This is a genomic window from Streptomyces kaniharaensis (assembly GCF_009569385.1).
GTDB classification, from domain to species: domain Bacteria; phylum Actinomycetota; class Actinomycetes; order Streptomycetales; family Streptomycetaceae; genus Kitasatospora; species Kitasatospora kaniharaensis.
Genome location: NZ_WBOF01000001.1, coordinates 4,542,363 through 4,559,538 on the forward strand (window position 1 = coordinate 4,542,363; position 17,176 = coordinate 4,559,538).

General features: G+C 73.0%; 13 protein-coding genes and 1 riboswitch. Of the genes, 3 read left to right on the plus strand and 10 right to left on the minus strand.

The annotated features are described in order from the left end of the window. Position 1: 1 nt before the first annotated feature. The 4 genes from cobO to F7Q99_RS20555 are packed head-to-tail and all read right to left on the minus strand — an operon-like array spanning position 2 to position 5,140. On the minus strand, positions 2–607 hold the full coding sequence (gene cobO / locus F7Q99_RS20540; RefSeq protein WP_153463425.1) for a cob(I)yrinic acid a,c-diamide adenosyltransferase: 606 nt from the start codon (positions 605–607) through the stop codon (positions 2–4). 5 nt (positions 608–612) lie between these two features. Beyond that, on the minus strand, positions 613–2,655 hold the full coding sequence (locus F7Q99_RS20545; protein ID WP_153463426.1) for a putative cobaltochelatase: 2,043 nt from the start codon (positions 2,653–2,655) through the stop codon (positions 613–615). Then, the gene (locus F7Q99_RS20550; RefSeq protein ID WP_153463427.1) at positions 2,652–4,172 is read right to left on the minus strand and encodes a cobyric acid synthase; all 1,521 of its coding nucleotides are present in this window, start codon (positions 4,170–4,172) and stop codon (positions 2,652–2,654) included. The genes F7Q99_RS20545 and F7Q99_RS20550 overlap by 4 nt, the downstream gene beginning before the upstream one ends. Further along, positions 4,169–5,140 (minus strand): cobalamin biosynthesis protein, encoded by a 972-nt coding sequence (locus tag F7Q99_RS20555; RefSeq protein ID WP_153463428.1) that lies wholly within the window; start codon positions 5,138–5,140, stop codon positions 4,169–4,171. Before F7Q99_RS20555 ends, F7Q99_RS20550 begins: the two co-directional genes overlap by 4 nt. 108 nt (positions 5,141–5,248) lie before the next feature. Continuing rightward, positions 5,249–5,377: riboswitch (cobalamin riboswitch) on the minus strand. A gap of 544 nt (positions 5,378–5,921) precedes the next feature. Here F7Q99_RS20555 and F7Q99_RS20560 point away from each other — a divergent pair. The 3 genes from F7Q99_RS20560 (at position 5,922) to F7Q99_RS20570 (ending at position 10,124) form a co-directional block, all read left to right on the plus strand. Beyond that, the gene (locus tag F7Q99_RS20560; RefSeq protein ID WP_153463430.1) at positions 5,922–7,037 is read left to right on the plus strand and encodes an alpha/beta hydrolase family protein; all 1,116 of its coding nucleotides are present in this window, start codon (positions 5,922–5,924) and stop codon (positions 7,035–7,037) included. Positions 7,038–7,323: 286 nt separating this feature from the next. Further along, positions 7,324–8,757 (plus strand): hypothetical protein, encoded by a 1,434-nt coding sequence (locus F7Q99_RS20565; protein WP_326846921.1) that lies wholly within the window; start codon positions 7,324–7,326, stop codon positions 8,755–8,757. 143 nt (positions 8,758–8,900) lie between these two features. Beyond that, the gene (locus F7Q99_RS20570; RefSeq protein WP_153460101.1) at positions 8,901–10,124 is read left to right on the plus strand and encodes an IS30 family transposase; all 1,224 of its coding nucleotides are present in this window, start codon (positions 8,901–8,903) and stop codon (positions 10,122–10,124) included. 75 nt (positions 10,125–10,199) lie between these two features. Here the strand turns inward: F7Q99_RS20570 and F7Q99_RS20575 are convergent, their stop codons facing one another. From F7Q99_RS20575 to F7Q99_RS20600, 6 genes are all read right to left on the minus strand, one after another. Beyond that, complete coding sequence (locus F7Q99_RS20575; RefSeq protein ID WP_407697810.1) at positions 10,200–11,078, minus strand: CDP-alcohol phosphatidyltransferase family protein; 879 nt, start codon at positions 11,076–11,078, stop codon at positions 10,200–10,202. Continuing rightward, entirely contained in the window at positions 11,065–11,757 is a 693-nt protein-coding gene (locus F7Q99_RS20580) for a phosphatidylserine decarboxylase (protein ID WP_153463432.1), read from the minus strand. Before F7Q99_RS20580 ends, F7Q99_RS20575 begins: the two co-directional genes overlap by 14 nt. A 481-nt stretch (positions 11,758–12,238) precedes the next feature. Next, positions 12,239–13,441, minus strand: coding sequence for an acyl-CoA dehydrogenase family protein (locus F7Q99_RS20585; RefSeq protein ID WP_153463434.1), 1,203 nt, complete (start codon positions 13,439–13,441; stop codon positions 12,239–12,241). A gap of 170 nt (positions 13,442–13,611) precedes the next feature. Then, the gene (locus tag F7Q99_RS20590; protein WP_045704019.1) at positions 13,612–14,115 is read right to left on the minus strand and encodes a MaoC family dehydratase; all 504 of its coding nucleotides are present in this window, start codon (positions 14,113–14,115) and stop codon (positions 13,612–13,614) included. Positions 14,116–14,118: 3 nt separating this feature from the next. Then, a complete protein-coding gene (locus F7Q99_RS20595) occupies positions 14,119–15,099 on the minus strand; it encodes an HpcH/HpaI aldolase/citrate lyase family protein (protein WP_153463436.1) in 981 nt (326 codons plus the stop codon). 27 nt (positions 15,100–15,126) lie between these two features. Continuing rightward, the gene (locus F7Q99_RS20600; RefSeq protein WP_153463438.1) at positions 15,127–17,175 is read right to left on the minus strand and encodes a protein meaA; all 2,049 of its coding nucleotides are present in this window, start codon (positions 17,173–17,175) and stop codon (positions 15,127–15,129) included. Position 17,176: the final 1 nt, after the last annotated feature.

Consider the following 17,176-nt stretch of genomic DNA (forward strand, 5'->3'; position numbering starts at 1 on the left):
TCTACCACTCGATACCGCGCTGGCCCTTGCGGCCGGCGTCCATGGGGTGCTTGACCTTGGTCATCTCGGTGACCAGGTCGGCGAACTCGGTCAGCGGCTCGGGCGCGTACCGGCCGGTGATGACGACGTGCTGGCTGCCCGGACGCTCCCTGAGCACCGACACGACCTCCTCCGGGTCGACCCAGCCCCAGTGCATCGGGTAGGTGAACTCGTCGAGCACGTAGAAGCGGTAGGTCTCGGCCGCGAGGTCGCGCTTGACCTGCTCCCAGCCCTCCTTGGCGGCGGCCTCGCTGTCCATCTCCATCTCGCTGGAGCGCTGGATCCACGACCAGCCGGAGCCCATCTTGTGCCAGTCGACGGTGCCGCCCTCGCCGGAGGCGCCGAGCACGCGCAGCGCGTTCTCCTCGCCGACCTTCCACTTGGCGGACTTCACGAACTGGAACACCCCGACCGGCCAGCCCTGGTTCCAGGCCCGCAGCGCCATGCCGAACGCGGCCGTGGACTTGCCCTTGCCGGGGCCGGTGTGCACGGCGGTGATCGGCAGCGTACGGCGCTGACGGGTCGTCATGCCGTCGTCGGGGACGTTCTCGGGCACTCCCTTGGGCATGGCGCTCAGGCCGCCTTTCGCATCGTGGTTGCACGGTTCTCGCGGACGAGCGAGGCCACGCCCTCGGCGCGCAGCTCGTCCAGGGTGACGGCGGTGCCGCCGAGGCGCCCGGCCAGGGTACGGGCGAGGCCGAGCCGGACGGGCCCGGACTCGCAGTCCAGCACCACGCACGCGACGCCCTGGGCGGCGAACAGCTCGGCCGCGCGGTGCGACCGGGCGAGCGCGTCGCGGCCGCCGGTGGCCCGGCCGTCGGTCACGACGACGACGAGCGGGCGGCGGTTCGGGTCGCGCAGCCGCTCGACCCGCAGCACCTCGTGCGCGCGCAGCAGCCCGGCGGCCACCGGGGTGCGCCCGCCGGTGGGCAGCGACTCCAGCCGGGCCGCGCCGACCTCGACGGACGACGTCGGCGGGAGCGCCAGCTCGGCGCCCGCGCCGCGGAAGGTGATCATGCCGATCTTGTCGCGCCGCTGGTAGGCGTCCATCAGCAGCGACAGCACGGCGCCCTTGACGGCGGTCATCCGCTGCCGGGCCGCCATCGAGCCGGAGGCGTCGACGACGAACAGCACCAGGTTGGACTCCCGGCCCTGGCGCACCTGTTCGCGGAAGTCGTCCTTCTGCAGCACCAGCGCGCGGCCGGCGCGCCCGCGCGCCACCTGGTGCGGCGCGGCGGCCTGCAGGGTGGCGGTCAGGTGCAGCCGGCTGAGCGTGCCCCGCGGGCGCCGGGAGCGGACGGTGTGCCCGCCGTCGGTCTCGGCGGGGGAGCGGCGGCCCTGGGCGCCGCGGCCGGTGCCGTGCACGGTGAACAGTCGGGTGCGGTACGGATCGCCGGCCGAGACCGGCGCCGACTCCCGGGCGGGGGAGGGGTGTTGGGCGGGGACGGGCTGCTCGGGGGTTCCCGTCTCCGAGGCGGCCTCCGCCGGACCGTCGGCGGGCTCGGGAGCCCCGCCGCCGTCCGGACCGCCCCCGGGGCCGCCGTCCGGGCCCGGGCCGTCGTCCTCGGGCCCGTCGCCGTCGCCGTCGCCCTCGGGCTCCGACTGCGCGTGCTCCTCCAGCGTCCGGTCCAGCTGCTCCTCGTCCAGGCCGGGCGCGTCGAACGGGTTGCGGCGGCGCCGGTGCGGCAGCGCCAGCTGGGCGGCCTTGCGGACGTCCTCCTCCTCCACCTCCGTCCGGCCGTCCCACGCGGCCAGCGCGACGGCGGTGCGCGCCATCACGATGTCCGCGCGCAGCCCGTCCACCTCGAACGCTGCGCACACGGCGGTGATCTGACGGAGCGCCACATCCGTGAGCTCCACCTTCGGCAGCAACTCCCGTGCGGCGGTGATCCGTTCGGCGAGCGCGCGCTCCTCGTCGGCGAACCGGGCCGCGAAGCCCGCCGGATCCGCGTCGTACGCGAGGCGCCGCCGCACCACCTCGGCGCGCTCCACCGGATCCCGGGTGGCGGCGATCTCCACCGTCAGGCCGAACCGGTCGAGCAGCTGCGGACGCAGCTCGCCCTCCTCCGGGTTCATCGTGCCGACCAGCAGGAACCGGGCCGCGTGCCGCACCGACACGCCCTCGCGCTCGACGTACGAGCGGCCCATCGCGGCCGCGTCCAGCAGCAGGTCCACCACGTGGTCCTGGAGCAGGTTCACCTCGTCGATGTAGAGCACCCCGCGGTGCGCCTTGGCGAGCAGCCCGGGCTCGTAGGCCTTGACGCCCTCGGCGAGCGCCCGCTCCAGGTCGAGCGAGCCGACGATCCGGTCCTCGGCCACGCCGACCGGCAACTCGACCAGCTGCGAAGGCCGTTCGGAGGCGGACGAGCCGGAGTGCGGACCGTCCGGGCACTGCGGGTCGGGTGCGGCCGGGTCGCAGGCGAAGCGGCAGCCGTCGACGGTGGCGATGGACGGCAGCAGGCCGGCCAGCGCGCGCACCATCGTCGACTTGGCGGTGCCCTTCTCGCCGCGCACCAGCACGCCCCCGACGGCCGGGGAGACCGCGTTGAGCAGCAGCCCGAGCCGCAGGTCCGCCATCCCGACGACCGCGGTGAACGGGTACCGGACGTCACTCATGCCTTGCCAGCCTCCTCAGGCGCCCCGGGCGGCAGGAACGGCAGCGATCCGGCCGCCGGCACCCCGCCCTCGATCAGCTTCCACAGCGCGTCGGTGTCCGCGTGCTCCTCGATGAGGTCCCCCAGCCGGTCCAGCCGGGCCTCGCGCGCCGCGGCGAACGAGGTGTCCGGCGCCGGGACGAACGCCCGCCCGGCCAACTGAGCTACCTCACACAGCAGTTCACGGCGGAACCCGTCGTTCTCCAGCGCGCCGTGCCAGGTCGTGCCCCACACCGCGCCCACCCGGCAGCCGTCCAGGAAGGTTTCCCCGCCCTCGACGGTCACGACCCCGTGGTGGATCTCGTAGCCCTCGACCCGCTGCCCGTACGCCTCGCCGACCGGCCGCGCCAGCACCTTCTCGGCGCCGAACCGCACGTGCGCCGGCAGCAGGCCCAGACCGTCGACGGACCCGGCCTTCGACTCCACCTCGTCGACGATCGAGCGCGTCAGCATCTGGTAGCCGCCGCACACCCCGAGGATCGGCAGCCCGGCCGCCGCCCGCGCCTTCAGCGCCGGCTCCAGCCCGCGCTCGCGCAGCCAGGCCAGATCGGCGACGGTGGCCCGGGTGCCGGGCAGTACCACCAGGTCGGCGTCGGCCAGCTCCTCCGGCCGGGTCGCCCAGCGCACCAGCACGCCCGGTTCCTGCGCCAGCGCGTCCACGTCGGTGAAGTTCGACAGCCGGGGGAAGCGCACCACGGCCACCCGCAGCACGTCCGCGCCGAGCGGCCCGCGGCCGTCCACCCGGTCCACCACCGTCGACAGGTCCAAGGAGTCCTCGGCGTCCAGCCACAGCCCCGGCAGCATCGGCAGCGTGCCGAGCACCGGACGGCCGGTCAGGTCGTGCAGCATCTCCAGCCCGGGCGCCAGCAGCCGCGCGTCGCCGCGGAACTTGTTGACGAACCAGCCCGCCACGTGCCGCTGGTCCTCGGCCGACAGCAGCGCCAGCGTCCCGTACATCGCCGCGAAGACGCCCCCGCGGTCGATGTCCCCGACCACCACCACCGGCAGTCCGGCGGCCGTCGCCAGGCCCATGTTGGCGATGTCGCGGTCCCGCAGGTTGATCTCGGCGGGCGAGCCGGCGCCCTCGCACACCACCACGTCGTAGCGGCGGCGCAGGTCCGCCAGGCACTCCAGCGCCCGCTCCAGCAGGACGGGCTTGCGCTCGCGGTAGTCCAGCGCGCCCACCTCGGCGACCGGCCTGCCCAGTAGCACCACCTGGCTGCGGCCGTCCGCGCCCGGCTTCAGCAGCACCGGGTTCATCGCCGCCTCCGGCGCCACCCGGGCCGCCTGCGCCTGCATCGCCTGGGCGCGGCCGATCTCGGCGCCGTCCGCGGTGACGAAGGAGTTCAGCGACATGTTCTGCGCCTTGAACGGCGCCACCCGGACGCCCTGCCGGGCCAGCCAGCGGCAGATGCCCGCCGTGACCACGCTCTTGCCCGCGTCCGAGGTCGTCCCGGCGACCAGCAGCGCGTTGCTCATGCCCTTCCCCTCCTGCTCAGGGCCGCCCGCAGCAGGAGGTGCCCCGCGACGGTCGTACCCACGGCCAGCGCGCCCACCCGCCTCGACAGCGTGCACGCCCGTTCGATGTCGTCCACCGTCACCGGCCGCAGCTCCGCGCCCAGTACCGGCCGGTGTTCCACGCGCTCCCCGTACTGCAGCGTGCCGCCCAGCCGGACGCCGACCGCGCCCGCGAACGCCGACTCCGCCTGGCCCGCGTTCGGGCTCGGATGCGCCGTACCGTCGCGCCGCCACACCCGCCAGGCCGTTCGCGGCTCCGGCGAGGCGGCCACCGTCAGCAGCGCCGTCAGCCGGGCGCCGGGCCAGCCCGCCACGTCGTCCAGCCGGGCCGACGCCCAGCCGAACCGGGCGTGGCGCGGCGAGCGGTGGCCCACCATCGCGTCCAAGGTGTTCACGGCCCGGAACGCCAGCAGGCCCGGCGTCCCCGCCAGCGCGCCCCACGTCAGCGCGTTCACCACGGCGTCGGCGGTGTTCTCCGCCACCGACTCGACCACCGCCCGGGCGATCTGCTGCCCGTCCAGCGCGCTCGGATCCCGGCCGCACAGGTGCGGCAGCCGTTCCCGGGCCGCCGTCAGGTCCCCGGCCGCCAGCGAGCGGCCGATCGTGCGCGCCTCCCGGGTCAGCGAGGTGCCGCCGAGCACCGTCCACGTCGCGGCGGCGGCCAGCGCGGCCCGGCCCAGCGGGCGGCGGCCGACCGTCCGGTCCAGCGCCACCGCGCCCGCGGCGACCGTGCCCACGCACAGCGCCGTGTAGGCGGCCCCGGCGGCCCGGTCGTCCCGCCACATCCGCCGCTCCAGGCGCGCCGCCGCGTCGCCGAAGACGGCCACCGGGTGGCCGCGGCGCGGATCGGCGAAGCGGGCGTCCGCCAGGTAGCCCGCGACGGCGCCCAGCGCGAACGCGGCGGCGCGGGTCAGCGGTCTCGTGGTCATCGGGCGCACGGCGGGGAGCAGCAGAGGGCTCGGCGGGTCGGGGCAGCCTGCATCGCGTGCGAGTCCTCACTCAGGGTCCGCGCCCTGGATCGACGTAGCGGGGGCGAGAGTCTCCTGGCTTCCGGGTCGAACGCACCCCCGGGCCTTCCAGCGGCAACTGACGGTCCGCCGTGGCGTTTTCCGGGCGTGCTCCCCGGTGACAGTGGCGGGACCGCGCCGGACTCGCACCGGCTTCCTCTGCATGCCTCCGTTTGGCCCTGGGATCCCATCACGCGGCCGGAGCGGGAGTCAACCGAGGTCACGGAGGGGTTGGTCACAGTCGCACCCGTCGTCGCCACCTCCGATCCGCCCCGCCGCAGGGGCATGACACCCTGTGCGATCGCCCAGCGGCCCGCCGGTGCGTCGACTGGCAGGCCCACGTCCACGCCGTCGCGCGTCTCGTCCCCGTCGACGAGGACGATCTCGCCGCCGTCCTGACGGTCCTGCAACAGGAGAACAAAATCTCCACCCACTGGGGCGCCGGCACCTGAGGCACCCCATCCTCGACCCCGCGCACCGACACCCCGCGGGACCGCCCCCTCGCCGACCGCTTCTGGGAACTCCTCGGCCGCCGCCGGACCGACCTCCCCGTGTGACCCCGGCCCCCTCCTTCTACCCCGGACGGCCCAGCCGGCTGGCCGCACGCCCCGGCCCCCAGTGAACTGGTGACCGAACACCGACCGGACCGGGGCGGACCGAGCGGGGACTCACCGAGCCAGCGACTCACAGAGCGGGGAGCGATATGCGTTGGGGAACCGCAGCCGTCGTGGCGGCAGCCGCCGTCGGCGCCGGGGTCGCCGTCGTCGTGATCGGCCGCCGGGCGTCCGACCGGATCGTCCACCCGGAGACCGCCGTCGTGCCGCAGTCCCGCCCCGTCCGGGTACGGAGCGTCGCCGCCGGCCGGATCACCTTCACCCGCAGCGCCGAGAGCCTGCGCCCCGGCCGCTGGGCCGTCGAGTGGGACGACAACGGCCACGCCGTCGTCGACGACATCCTGGGCAGCGACGAACAGGGCGTCACCCGCCGCCTCGTCCGCGCCGACCGGGGCACGCTCGTCCCCGGCACCGAGGTCCGCTTCACCCCGCGCGTCCACCTCGGCGACCCGACCTCCGCACTCGGCCTCCACTACGCCGAGACCACCGTCGACGGCGAACTCGGCGCCCTGCCCGCCTGGCGGCTCGACGGCAAACGCGGCACCTGGGTGATCCTCGTGCACGGCCCCGGCGCCGACCGCCAGCAGGCCCTCGCCGTCCTGCCCGTCCTCGACCGCCTCGCCCTGCCCGCCCTCGCCGTCACCTACCGCGGCGACCAGGGCGCCCCCGCCTCCCCGGGCGGGCTCGGCCACTTCGGCGAGACCGAATGGCGGGACGTCGAGTCGGCGGTGCGGCTCGCCCTCGACAGCGGCGCCGGCCGGGTCGTCCTGTACGGCTGGTCGCTCGGCGCCACGATGTGCCTGCAGACCGCCGCCCGCTCCGCCTGGGCGTACGCCGTCCGCGGCCTCGTCCTGGACTCGCCCGTCCTCGACCTCCCGGCCACCGCCCGCCGCGGCGCGGCCCGGGCCGGCTACACCGGCGCCGCCGCCGAACTCGGCGCCCTCGCCGCCGAGGGCCGCACCGGCGTCGACCTGGCCGACTTCACCCGCATCGCCGAGGGCGCCGACCTGCGCGCGCCCACCCTGGTCCTGCACAGCCCCGACGACCCGGTCGCCCCGTTCCGCGCCGCCGAACACCTCGCCGCCAGCCGCCCCGACGTGGTCAGCCTCCACTCCTTCGCGGGCGCCGACCACACCGCCCTCTGGAACTCCGCCCCGGCCCACTACACCGAACTCCTCCGCCGCTGGCTCACCCCTCTCCTGTGACCGCCCCGTACCGCTTCTCCGGGCTGTCCGTGTTCGATCCGTCGCCCGCCGTGACCACGCTCGACGCCCCGCCGACCGCCCTGGCATGGCACCGCCACACGATTCCGGCCAGGCGGTTTGCCGCTGTTGCCCGATCTTGCGGAGGCGCCGTCCGCACCGGCCCGTCCGTACGGCCAACCGGATGTGACAGAAGGCCCGTGCAAGGGGAAGACTGCTCGACGTGACGTCTCGGAACCCGCGCGACCGTGATGCCCCGCTCCCACCGACGATCGGTACCGGTGCGACGGTGACCCGTCTCCCCGGTACGGCCCACCGGCCCGCCGGGGCCGGGCCGGGCGGCGGCGTACCCCGCCGACGAGGCCCCGCACCCGCGCCCGGCCGCGGCCGGGTTCCCGTGCCGGACGGCTTCCCCGCGCCCGCCGAGCTGGCGCCGCTGGCCCGCCGGATGCTGGTGGACGCCGTTCGCATCGCCCGTTGGGCGGGGGAGCTGGCCGAGGTCGACAAGCGTGGCGAACTGCTCGCGGAGGATGCCCGCGCGGCGGGCAGGGCGCTGGCCATGACGGTCGGCGCCGCGGCCAAGGCGTGGGGGCAGGCGCTCCTGGTCGGCCTCGTGGAGGCCCGGGACGGCGGGGCCGGCCCGGGCTGGCGACTGCACGCCTGGGACCACGACGACGAGGCCGTGGTGCGCGGCTGGTCCGCGCTGTTCGACGCCTGGACGCTGCTCGCCCCGGTGCCGCCGGCCGCCCTGCGCGGCGTCTTCGCCGTGCTCGCCGGGCAGGCCGTGGACCAGGCCCCGCAGCTGCTCTCCTTCCTCCACCTGGTGGACGGCCCGGTCGCCGACAGCGAGCTGCTGGAGCTGCTGCGCCGCGGCCTGGACGAGCGCCGTGTCGGCGGAGGCAACGGGGGCCCGAGCCTGTCGCCCGTCCCGCACGCCGCCTCCGCCGTCTCCGCCGTCCGCGGCACCTGCCGGGAGCCGCAGATCGACACCCCGGCTTCGCCCGCGGACGTCGCCGCCGTCCTGGACTGGATGCTGGACGGCCTGGCGGCGGTCGGCGCCGTGGTCCGCAGGAACGATGCGGCCGAGCTGTCGCCGCTGGGGCATTGGGCGGTGCGGGCGAAGCTGGAGGAGATCTGCACGGTCGCGCAGACCGCCGCCGGCCACATCGAGCAGAGCGCCTTCGAGCTGCTGAACGCCTGCGCCGACTACTCGCCGGGCCCGGCCCGGGCGGAGTTCCGCGCCTGGGTGGCGGCCCGTCCGGCGGACCGGGCGGTGGCGGAGCTGCTGGACGCGGCGCAGGGCGACGACGCGCTGGTGCGCGGTCTGGCCTTCGAGGCGCTGCGGGTGGCGGGCGGCACGGCCGAGCAGGCGGTGCGGGCGGCCGTCGACGAGCCGGTGCTGCGCCCGTACGCGCTGCTGTGGCTGGCCGAGCAGTCGGACGAGGGCGTGTCGCCGGCGGACGTGCTGGGCGCCGAGGACGCGGCCTGGCTGTGGGTGGACACGGCGGCGGCGGTGCTGGACCACGGGGAGACGGAGCTGCTGGTCGGCCACGTGGAGGGCGCTTCGGCGGGCGATCCGGTCCGGCTGTTCGCCCGGGCCCGGCAGTCGGGGCACCCGCGGGCGGCGTCGGTGCTCACGGCGGTGTCGGGCGTGCACCCGGACCCGGGCGTCGCCCGGGCGGCCCGCCGCTCGGCCTTCAGCGTCCACACCGGCGGGGCGTGACGCGGAAAGCCCCGAGAACGCCCAGAACCTCGGGCTCCCAGAACCTTGGGACCCCCGAGAACCCCCGAGAACGCGAAAGGGCCCGGATCCGTACGAAACTTGGGTTCTAGGAGTCGTTGCAACACCCCAGTTCAGGGGATGCATTGGACTTCGAGATCCGCAAGGACCGGACGGCCCAGGGGCCTGTGAAGCTGCGCCGGGAACGGGAGGCATACTCCCGGCTCATGCAGCAGGGCTACACGAACACCGAGGCGTGCCGGATCGTCGGCATCGCCCGCCGGACCGGCCAGAAGTGGCGTCACGGCCGCGGAGCCGAGCAGCGGCAGAAGGCGGCACCACCGATTCGCATGGTGGTGCCGCCTTCCGGTGTCTCCCGGTATCTGAGCGAGGACGAGCGGATCCACATCGCCGACCGGCTGCGGGAGAAGGCCACCGTGCGGGCCATCGCCGCGGAGCTGGGCCGCAGTCCGTCCACCATCAGCCGGGAGATCCGCCGCAACCGCACCGAGGGCACTCGCGGGCAGTGGCACTACCGTCCGCACGCCGCCCAGGCCAGGGCGGACGCTCGCCGGCCCCGCCCCAAGGCCCGCAAGATCACCGAGAACCCCGAGCTGCACGCCGCCGTCCAGGCGATGCTGGACGAGCAGTGGAGCCCGGAGCAGATCTGCCACGCTCTACGTCGACAGTTCCCCGACCGGCCGGAGATGCACGTGGTCCACGAGACCGTCTACCAGGCGCTCTACGTCCAGGGCCGCGGCGAGCTGCGGCGCGAGCTCGCCGGTGCCCTGCGCTCAGGCCGGGCCCGCCGCAGGCCCCAGCGGCAGGCCAACTGCCGGCGTTCCCGCTTCACCGACCCGATGGTCATGATCAGCGAGCGCCCCGCCGAGGCCGAGGACCGGGCCGTCCCCGGCCACTGGGAGGGCGATCTGATCCTCGGCAAGGAGCACAAGTCCGCGATCGGCACCCTGGTCGAGCGTTCGACCCGCTACGTGATGCTGCTGCACCTGCCCGGCGACCACACCGCCGAGACCGTCCGCGACGCCCTAGTGGCCACCGCCCGGACACTCCCGGTCCAGCTGAAGCGGTCCCTGACCTGGGACCAGGGCAGCGAGATGGCCAGGCACGCGGAGTTCAGCCTGGCCACCGACATCCCGGTCTACTTCTGCGACCCGGCCAGTCCCTGGCAGCGCGGCTCCAACGAGAACACGAACGGCCTGCTGCGGCAGTACTTCCCCAAGGGCACCGACCTGTCGGTCCACACGCCCGAGCACCTGGCCGCCGTCGCCGACCAGCTCAACCGCCGCCCACGCAAAACGCTCGGCTGGGAAACCCCAGCCGAGCGTCTGGCTAAACTCCTCGCGGCCTAGACAACCGACCACGTGTTGCAACGACCACTAGAAACCGCCAAACGGATCCGGGCCCTTCCGGTGTCAGGAGCGGCCTCAGCCGATCCGCGACTCCGCGCGCCGGGCGCGGACGTCGCCGACCTTCTGGCCGACCTTGCGCCGGATGACCAGCAGGGGGGCCATCGCGGCGAGCGTGATCTGCGCGAAGGCGCCGACGTGCAGGAGCGAGTCGCCGCCGGGCAGGCCGGTCGCCCACGCGGCCAGGCAGCCGATGGAGACCACGATCCAGCAGAGCGTGGCGGTGGCCAGCAGGCCCTGCGGCTTGGGGTACTCGATCCGGCTGACCATGAGGTACGCGGCGCCGAAGATGGCGAGCAGACCGGGCAGGAACGGCGGGTCGAGGAGCACGATCGCGATGACCGTCATGGCGCCCATCGGGCAGGGCATGCCCTGGAAGACCCCGGGCCGCATCTTCACGGCGGAGAAGCGGGCCAGCCGTAGGACGACCGACAGCAGCACGGTGAGCGCGATGAGGGCCGAGAGGGTCCGGTTGGACCCCTGGGAGACCATGCCCCAGACCGCGACGAAGTAGGCCGGCGCGATGCCGAAGCTGATCAGGTCGGCCAGGTTGTCGAGTTCGGCCCCGAGGGCGGAGGAGCGCAGCTTGCGCGCCACCAGCCCGTCGAAGAGGTCGCACATCGAGCCGATCAGCAGCAGCGTGACCGCGGTGGCGGCGCTGTGCCGGTCCGGAGCGGCGTCCGGATTGGTGATGTGCGGGACCAGGACCCCGGTGGTGATCGAGTAGATCGCCAGGAAGCCGCAGACGGCGTTCCCCAGGGTCAGCAGGTCGGCGGTGGACAGGTGCTGCGGCGAGCGCGGCGCGCGGAGTTCGCGGTCGCGTGCCCAGCGGCGGCGGCGCAGGGCCGTCTCCTCGTCGTCCAGGCCGACGATCGTCTCAGGATCAGTCACGGTCAAGGCGTGTCACCCCGGCTGTGGTCTTCTGGCCGACCTCGACGCCGACCTCGACGCCGGCCGGCAGGTAGGTGTCGACCCGGGAGCCGAACCGGATCAGGCCGATCCGGTCGCCCTGCTCGACCTTGGTTCCGGCGTCCACGTAGGGCACGATGCGGCGGGCCACGGCCCCCGCGATCTGCACCATCTCGATGTCGCCGAGCTCGGTGTCGAAGTGCCAGACGACCCGCTCGTTCTGGTCGCTGTCCTTGTTGAACGCGGGCACGAAGCCGCCCGCGACGTGCTCGACCGACGTCACCGTGCCGGGCAGCGGCGCGCGGTTGACGTGGACGTTGAGCGGGCTCATGAAGATCGCGACCCGGGTGCGGCCGTCCGGCCAGGCGTCGATGCTCTGCACCACGCCGTCGGCGGGGGAGATCACTCTGCCCGTGCCGATCTCACGCTCGGGGTCGCGGAAGAACCACAGCATGCCGGCGCCGAGCGCGCAGGCGGGTACCGCCGCCAGGGCCCACTTGCCGCTGCGCCGGGTGAGGGCGGTGGTCACGGCGGCCGTGGCGAGGGTGGGGACGAACCAGGGGGTGGCTCCGCGCGCGATGGTCACGCGGGGTCGCCGACCGGCCGTCGGGCCTGCGAGGGCATCGCGGTCCGTGACGGAGGTGTGAGGGGACGGGCTGATGGGCATCGAAGACCTTTGTCGCGGGGGATCATGGCCGCTGGACGGGGGCCACCGCGGGATCGGGTAAGAGAGGGACGGCTGCTGTCCCGGTGGATGCTATCGGGAGCACACGGTGGGTGGGCAACCCGCCTGCTCGTTCATGTGTCCGGTGGGAGGTGCGGCTGCGCCACCCACGCATACGACCGTAGCTCGACCCGGTCCGGTTCCCAAGGGTCCGGGCGGGGCTGGTGACGCTTCTCTCAGCGGACACCCGGCTGGAACCGGAGGACGGCAGGGCGCCGTGGCAAGAGCCCCGGCAGGGTGTGCGGAAGCGGCCGCAGGGCGCGTTCCTACAGCTTTACGCCCTGCGGCCGCTTCCGGGGCCGTGCCGGACCCCTGGCGGACCAGGCCGGGGCCTCGATGGCACGGCGCACTGCCGGGACGGGCCCGCACGCCCGTCGACCGGCGCTTGGAGGGCCGCCCCGTGGAGCCGGGACGACCCGGAGGTTCACTCCGCGATCCGGTACTCCTCCAGGAGCCGGCGTCCGACGATCATCTTCTGGATCTCCGCAGTTCCTTCACCGATGAGCAGCATCGGGGCCTCGCGGTAGAGGCGCTCGATCTCGTACTCCTTGGAGAAGCCGTAGCCGCCGTGGATGCGGAAGGCGTCCTCGACGACCTCCTTGCAGTACTCGGAGGCGAGGTACTTGGCCATGCCGGCCTCGAGGTCGTTGCGTTCGCCCGAGTCCTTCTTGCGGGCGGCCATGACCATCATCTGGTGGGCGGCCTCGACCTTGGTGGCCATCTCGGCGAGCTTGAACTGGATGGCCTGGTGCTCGGCGATCTTCTTGCCGAAGGTGGAGCGCTGCTGGGCGTAGGAGATGCCGAGCTCGAAGGCGCGGCGGGCGACGCCGCAGCCGCGGGCGGCGACGTTGACGCGGCCGACCTCGACGCCGTCCATCATCTGGTAGAAGCCGCGGCCGGGGACGCCGCCGAGGATCCGGTTCGCCGGGATCCGGACGTCCTGGAGCACCAGCTCGGTGGTGTCGACGCCCTTGTAGCCCATCTTCTCGATCTTCCCGGGCACGGTGAGGCCGGGAACGGCCGGGTTCGGGCCGAAGCCGGCCTCCTTCTCGATCAGGAAGGTGGTCATGTTCTTGTACGGGCTGTTGCCGCCCTCGTCGGTCTTGCAGAGGACCGCGACGAGGGTGGAGGTGCCGCCGTTGGTGAGCCACATCTTCTGGCCGTTGAGGACGTAGAAATCGCCGTCCTTGACACCCTTGGTGGAGATGGCCGAAACGTCGGAGCCGAGGCCCGGCTCGGACATCGAGAATGCGCCGCGGATCTCGCCGGCCGCCATCTTCGGCAGGAAGTAGTCCTTCTGCTCCTGCGTGCCGTGGGCGTTGATCATGTGCGCCACGATGAAGTGGGTGTTGACGATGCCGGAGACGGACATCCAGCCGCGGGCGATCTCCTCCACCACGAGGGCGTAGGTGAGCAGCGACTCGCCGAGGCCGCCGTACTCCTCGGGGATGGTGAGCCCGAAGAGGCCGAGCTGCTTCATTCCCTCGACGATGGCGGTCGGGTACTCGTCCTTGTGCTCCAGCTCGGTCGCGACCGGAATGATCTCCTTGTCGACGAAATCCCGCACGGTGGCGAGGATGTCCCGCTGGATCTCGGTGAGGCCGTCGGTCTGTGCGAGGCGTCCCATCGTGCGGCTCCGAAAAGGTCTGAGGGTCAGGGGAAAGTCCGGGGGTCCCCCGAAGATCCGGGGGGGGGGGATTGCCGGGGGCCCTGCCGGCGTGGCTGCGGCAGCAGGGCCCCCGTTCCGGGTGGGGGTCGGCCGATGACGGCGGCTTGCCCCTCCGGGGTCTGAGGAGGTCAGGAGAGAGGAGTGGGACGGCCGGGCTGCTCGCCGCCGCGCTCCTTGATGTACGTCTCGGTCGGCACCATCACCTTGCGGCGGAAGATGCAGACGACCGTGCCGTCCTGCTTGTACCCCTTGGTCTCGACGTAGACGATGCCGCGGTCGTCCTTGGACTTGGACGGCCACTTGTCGAGCACGGTGGTCTCGCCGTAGATGGTGTCGCCGTGGAAGGTCGGCGCGACGTGCCGCAGCGACTCGATCTCCAGGTTGGCGATCGCCTTGCCGGAGACGTCCGGGACGGACATGCCGAGCAGCAGCGAGTAGATGTAGTTGCCCACGACGACGTTCTTGCCGAAGTCCGTCGTCTTCTCCGCATAGTTGGTGTCCATGTGGAGCGGGTGGTGGTTCATGGTCAGCAGGCAGAAGAGGTGGTCGTCGTACTCGGTGACCGTCTTGCCGGGCCAGTGCTTGTAGACCGCGCCGACCTCGAACTCCTCGTAGGTGCGTCCGAACTGCATGGCTCAGCTCTCCGCCTTCTTCTCGGATTCGGGCAATTCGAACTTGCTGGTGCGCTGCATGCCGGCGGCCCGGCCCTTGCCGGCGATGACCAGGGCCATCTTGCGGCTGGCCTCGTCGATCATCTCGTCGCCGAGCATCGCGGAGCCCTTGGCGCCGCCCGCCTCGGAGGTGCAGTAGTCGTACGCGTCGAGGATCAGCTCGGCGTGGTCGTAGTCCTCCTGCGAGGGCGAGAAGATCTCGTTCGCGGCGGCGACCTGGTCCGGGTGGAGCACCCACTTGCCGTCGAAGCCGAGGGCGGCGGCGCGGCCGGCGACCTCGCGGTAGCCCTCCTGGTTGCGGATCTGCAGGTACGGGCCGTCGATCGCCTGGAGGTCGTTGGCGCGGGCGGCCATCAGGATGCGCATCAGGATGTAGTGGTAGGCGTCGGCCGGGTAGCCGGGCGGCTGCTCGCCGACGACCAGGGACTTCATGTTGATCGAGGCCATGAAGTCGGCGGGGCCGAAGATGATGGTCTCCAGCCGGGGCGAGGCCTCGGCGATGGCGTCGACGTTGATCAGGCCCTTGGCGTTCTCGATCTGCGCCTCGATGCCGATCTTGCCGACCTCGAAGCCCATGGTCTTCTCGATCTGGGTGAGCAGCAGGTCGAGCGCCTTGACCTGCTCGGCGTCCTGGACCTTCGGCAGCATGATGCAGTCGAGGTTGGGGCCGGCGCCCTCGACGACGGTGATCACGTCGCGGTAGGTCCAGTGGGTGGTCCAGTCGTTGACCCGGACGACGCGGGTCTTGCCGCCCCAGTCGCCGTTGTTGAGCGCGTCGACGATGTTGTGGCGGGCGCTCTCCTTCACCAGGGGGGCGCAGGCGTCCTCCAGGTCGAGGAAGACCTGGTCGGCGGGCAGGCCCTGGGCCTTCTCCAGGAAGCGCGGGTTGCTGCCCGGTACGGCGAGGCAGGAGCGGCGCGGGCGCAGGCGGTTGACGGTACTCATGAGGGTGGTTCAGTTCCTTCCCAGTGGTCAGCTGGTGGTCGCGGTGGGTGCGGGCGTCCAGGGCTGAAGCTTGTTGGCCAGCCGGATCTCGTCCACGATCCGGCCGATGATGGTCGTGATGCCGAAGTCCTTCGGGGTGAACACGGCGGCGACGCCGGCGGCCTTGAGAGCCTCGCCGTCCGCTGCCGGGATGATGCCACCCACGATCACCGGGACATCCTCCACCCCGGTCCGGCGCAGCCGCTGCAGGACGTCGGGCACCAGCTCGCAGTGGGCGCCGGAGAGGATGGACAGGCCCACGCAGTGCACGTCCTCCGCGACGGCGGCGGAGACGATCTGCTCCGGGGTCAGCCGGATGCCCTGGTAGACCACCTCGAATCCGGCGTCGCGGGCCCGGACGGCGATCTGCTCGGCGCCGTTCGAGTGCCCGTCCAGGCCGGGCTTGCCGACCAGCAGGCGCAGCTTGCCGGCGCCCAGCTCCTCGGCGGTGGCGGCGACCGCTGCGCGCACGGCGGCCAGCTCGCCGCCGGGCTCGGCGGCCACGGCGACGGGGGCGCCGCCGACGCCGGTGGGAGCGCGGTACTCGCCGAAGACCTCGCGCAGGGCGAAGGACCACTCGCCGGTGGTGACGCCGGCGCGGGCGCAGGCGAGCGTGGCCGGCATGAGGTTGGCGTCGGTGGCGGCGACGGCCTTGAGCTCGGCCAGCGACTCCTGGACGGCGACCTCGTCGCGGGCCCCGCGCCAGGCCTCCAGGGCGGCGAGGACGGACTGCTCGGACGCCGGGTCGACGACCATGATCGCGGTGTCGAGGTCGGCCGTGAGCGGGCTCTCCTCGGTGGTGTCGAAGCAGTTGACGCCGACGATCTTGTCCTCGCCGGACTCGATACGGGCCCGGCGGGCGGCGTGCGAGGCGACCAGGTTGGACTTCAGGTAGCCGGACTCCACGGCCGGGATGATGCCTCGATCGCCGGCTTTTGCGCCCATCTCCAGCACCTTGGCGATCTCGGCCTCGGCGCCGGCCAGCAGCTCGGCGGTCTTGGCCTCGATCACCTCGGAGCCGTTGAAGATGTCCCCGTACTCCAGCAGGTCGGACTCGTAGGCGAGCACCTGCTGGATGCGCAGCGACCACTGCTGGTCCCACGGCCGGGGCAGGCCGAGCGCCTCGTTCCAGGCGGGCAGCTGGACGGCCCGGGCGCGGGCGTCCTTGGAGAGCGTGACGGCGAGCATCTCCAGGACGATCCGCTGGACGTTGTTCTCCGGCTGCGCCTCGGTCAGGCCGAGCGAGTTGACCTGGACGCCGTAGCGGAAGCGGCGCTGCTTCGGGTCCTGGACGCCGTAGCGCTCCAGCGTGACCTTCTCCCACAGCTGGGCGAAGGCGCGCATCTTGCACATCTCCTCGATGAAGCGCACGCCGGCGTTCACGAAGAAGGAGATCCGGGCGACCACCTCGCCCATCCGCTCCGCCGGCACCTGGCCGGAGTCGCGGACGGCGTCGAGCACCGTGATGGCGGTGCACATCGCGTAGGCGATCTCCTGGACGGGCGTGGCCCCGGCCTCCTGCAGGTGGTAGCTGCAGATGTTGATCGGGTTCCACTTGGGGATGTTGCCGACCGTGTAGGCGATCATGTCGGTGATCAGGCGCACCGAGGGGCCGGGCGGGAAGACGTGCGTCCCGCGCGACAGGTACTCCTTGACGATGTCGTTCTGGGTGGTGCCGGTGAGCTTGGCGATGTCGGCGCCCTGCTCCTCGGCGACCACCTGGTAGAGCGCCAGCAGCCACATGGCGGTGGCGTTGATCGTCATGGAGGTGTTGGTCTGTTCGAGCGGGATGCCGTCGAACAGGGTGCGCATGTCGCCGACGTGGCCGACCGGGACGCCGACCCGGCCCACCTCGCCGCGGGCGAGGATGTGGTCGGAGTCGTAGCCGGTCTGGGTCGGCAGGTCGAAGGCGACGGAGAGGCCGGTCTGGCCCTTCGCCAGGTTCCGCCGGTAGAGCGCGTTGGAGTCGCTCGCGGTGGAGTGCCCGGCGTAGGTGCGCATCAGCCACGGGCGGTCGCGCTTCTGCTGATCGGTCATC

Coding starts and splice junctions, on each gene's coding strand:
- cobO (WP_153463425.1), bottom strand. CDS start 607: ATGCCCAAGGGAGTGCCCGAGAACGTCCCCGACGACGGCATGACGACC.
- F7Q99_RS20545 (WP_153463426.1), bottom strand. CDS start 2,655: ATGAGTGACGTCCGGTACCCGTTCACCGCGGTCGTCGGGATGGCGGAC.
- F7Q99_RS20550 (WP_153463427.1), bottom strand. CDS start 4,172: ATGAGCAACGCGCTGCTGGTCGCCGGGACGACCTCGGACGCGGGCAAG.
- F7Q99_RS20555 (WP_153463428.1), bottom strand. CDS start 5,140: ATGACCACGAGACCGCTGACCCGCGCCGCCGCGTTCGCGCTGGGCGCC.
- F7Q99_RS20560 (WP_153463430.1), top strand. CDS start 5,922: ATGCGTTGGGGAACCGCAGCCGTCGTGGCGGCAGCCGCCGTCGGCGCC.
- F7Q99_RS20580 (WP_153463432.1), bottom strand. CDS start 11,757: ATGCCCATCAGCCCGTCCCCTCACACCTCCGTCACGGACCGCGATGCC.
- F7Q99_RS20585 (WP_153463434.1), bottom strand. CDS start 13,441: ATGGGACGCCTCGCACAGACCGACGGCCTCACCGAGATCCAGCGGGAC.
- F7Q99_RS20590 (WP_045704019.1), bottom strand. CDS start 14,115: ATGCAGTTCGGACGCACCTACGAGGAGTTCGAGGTCGGCGCGGTCTAC.
- F7Q99_RS20595 (WP_153463436.1), bottom strand. CDS start 15,099: ATGAGTACCGTCAACCGCCTGCGCCCGCGCCGCTCCTGCCTCGCCGTA.
- F7Q99_RS20600 (WP_153463438.1), bottom strand. CDS start 17,175: ATGACCGATCAGCAGAAGCGCGACCGCCCGTGGCTGATGCGCACCTAC.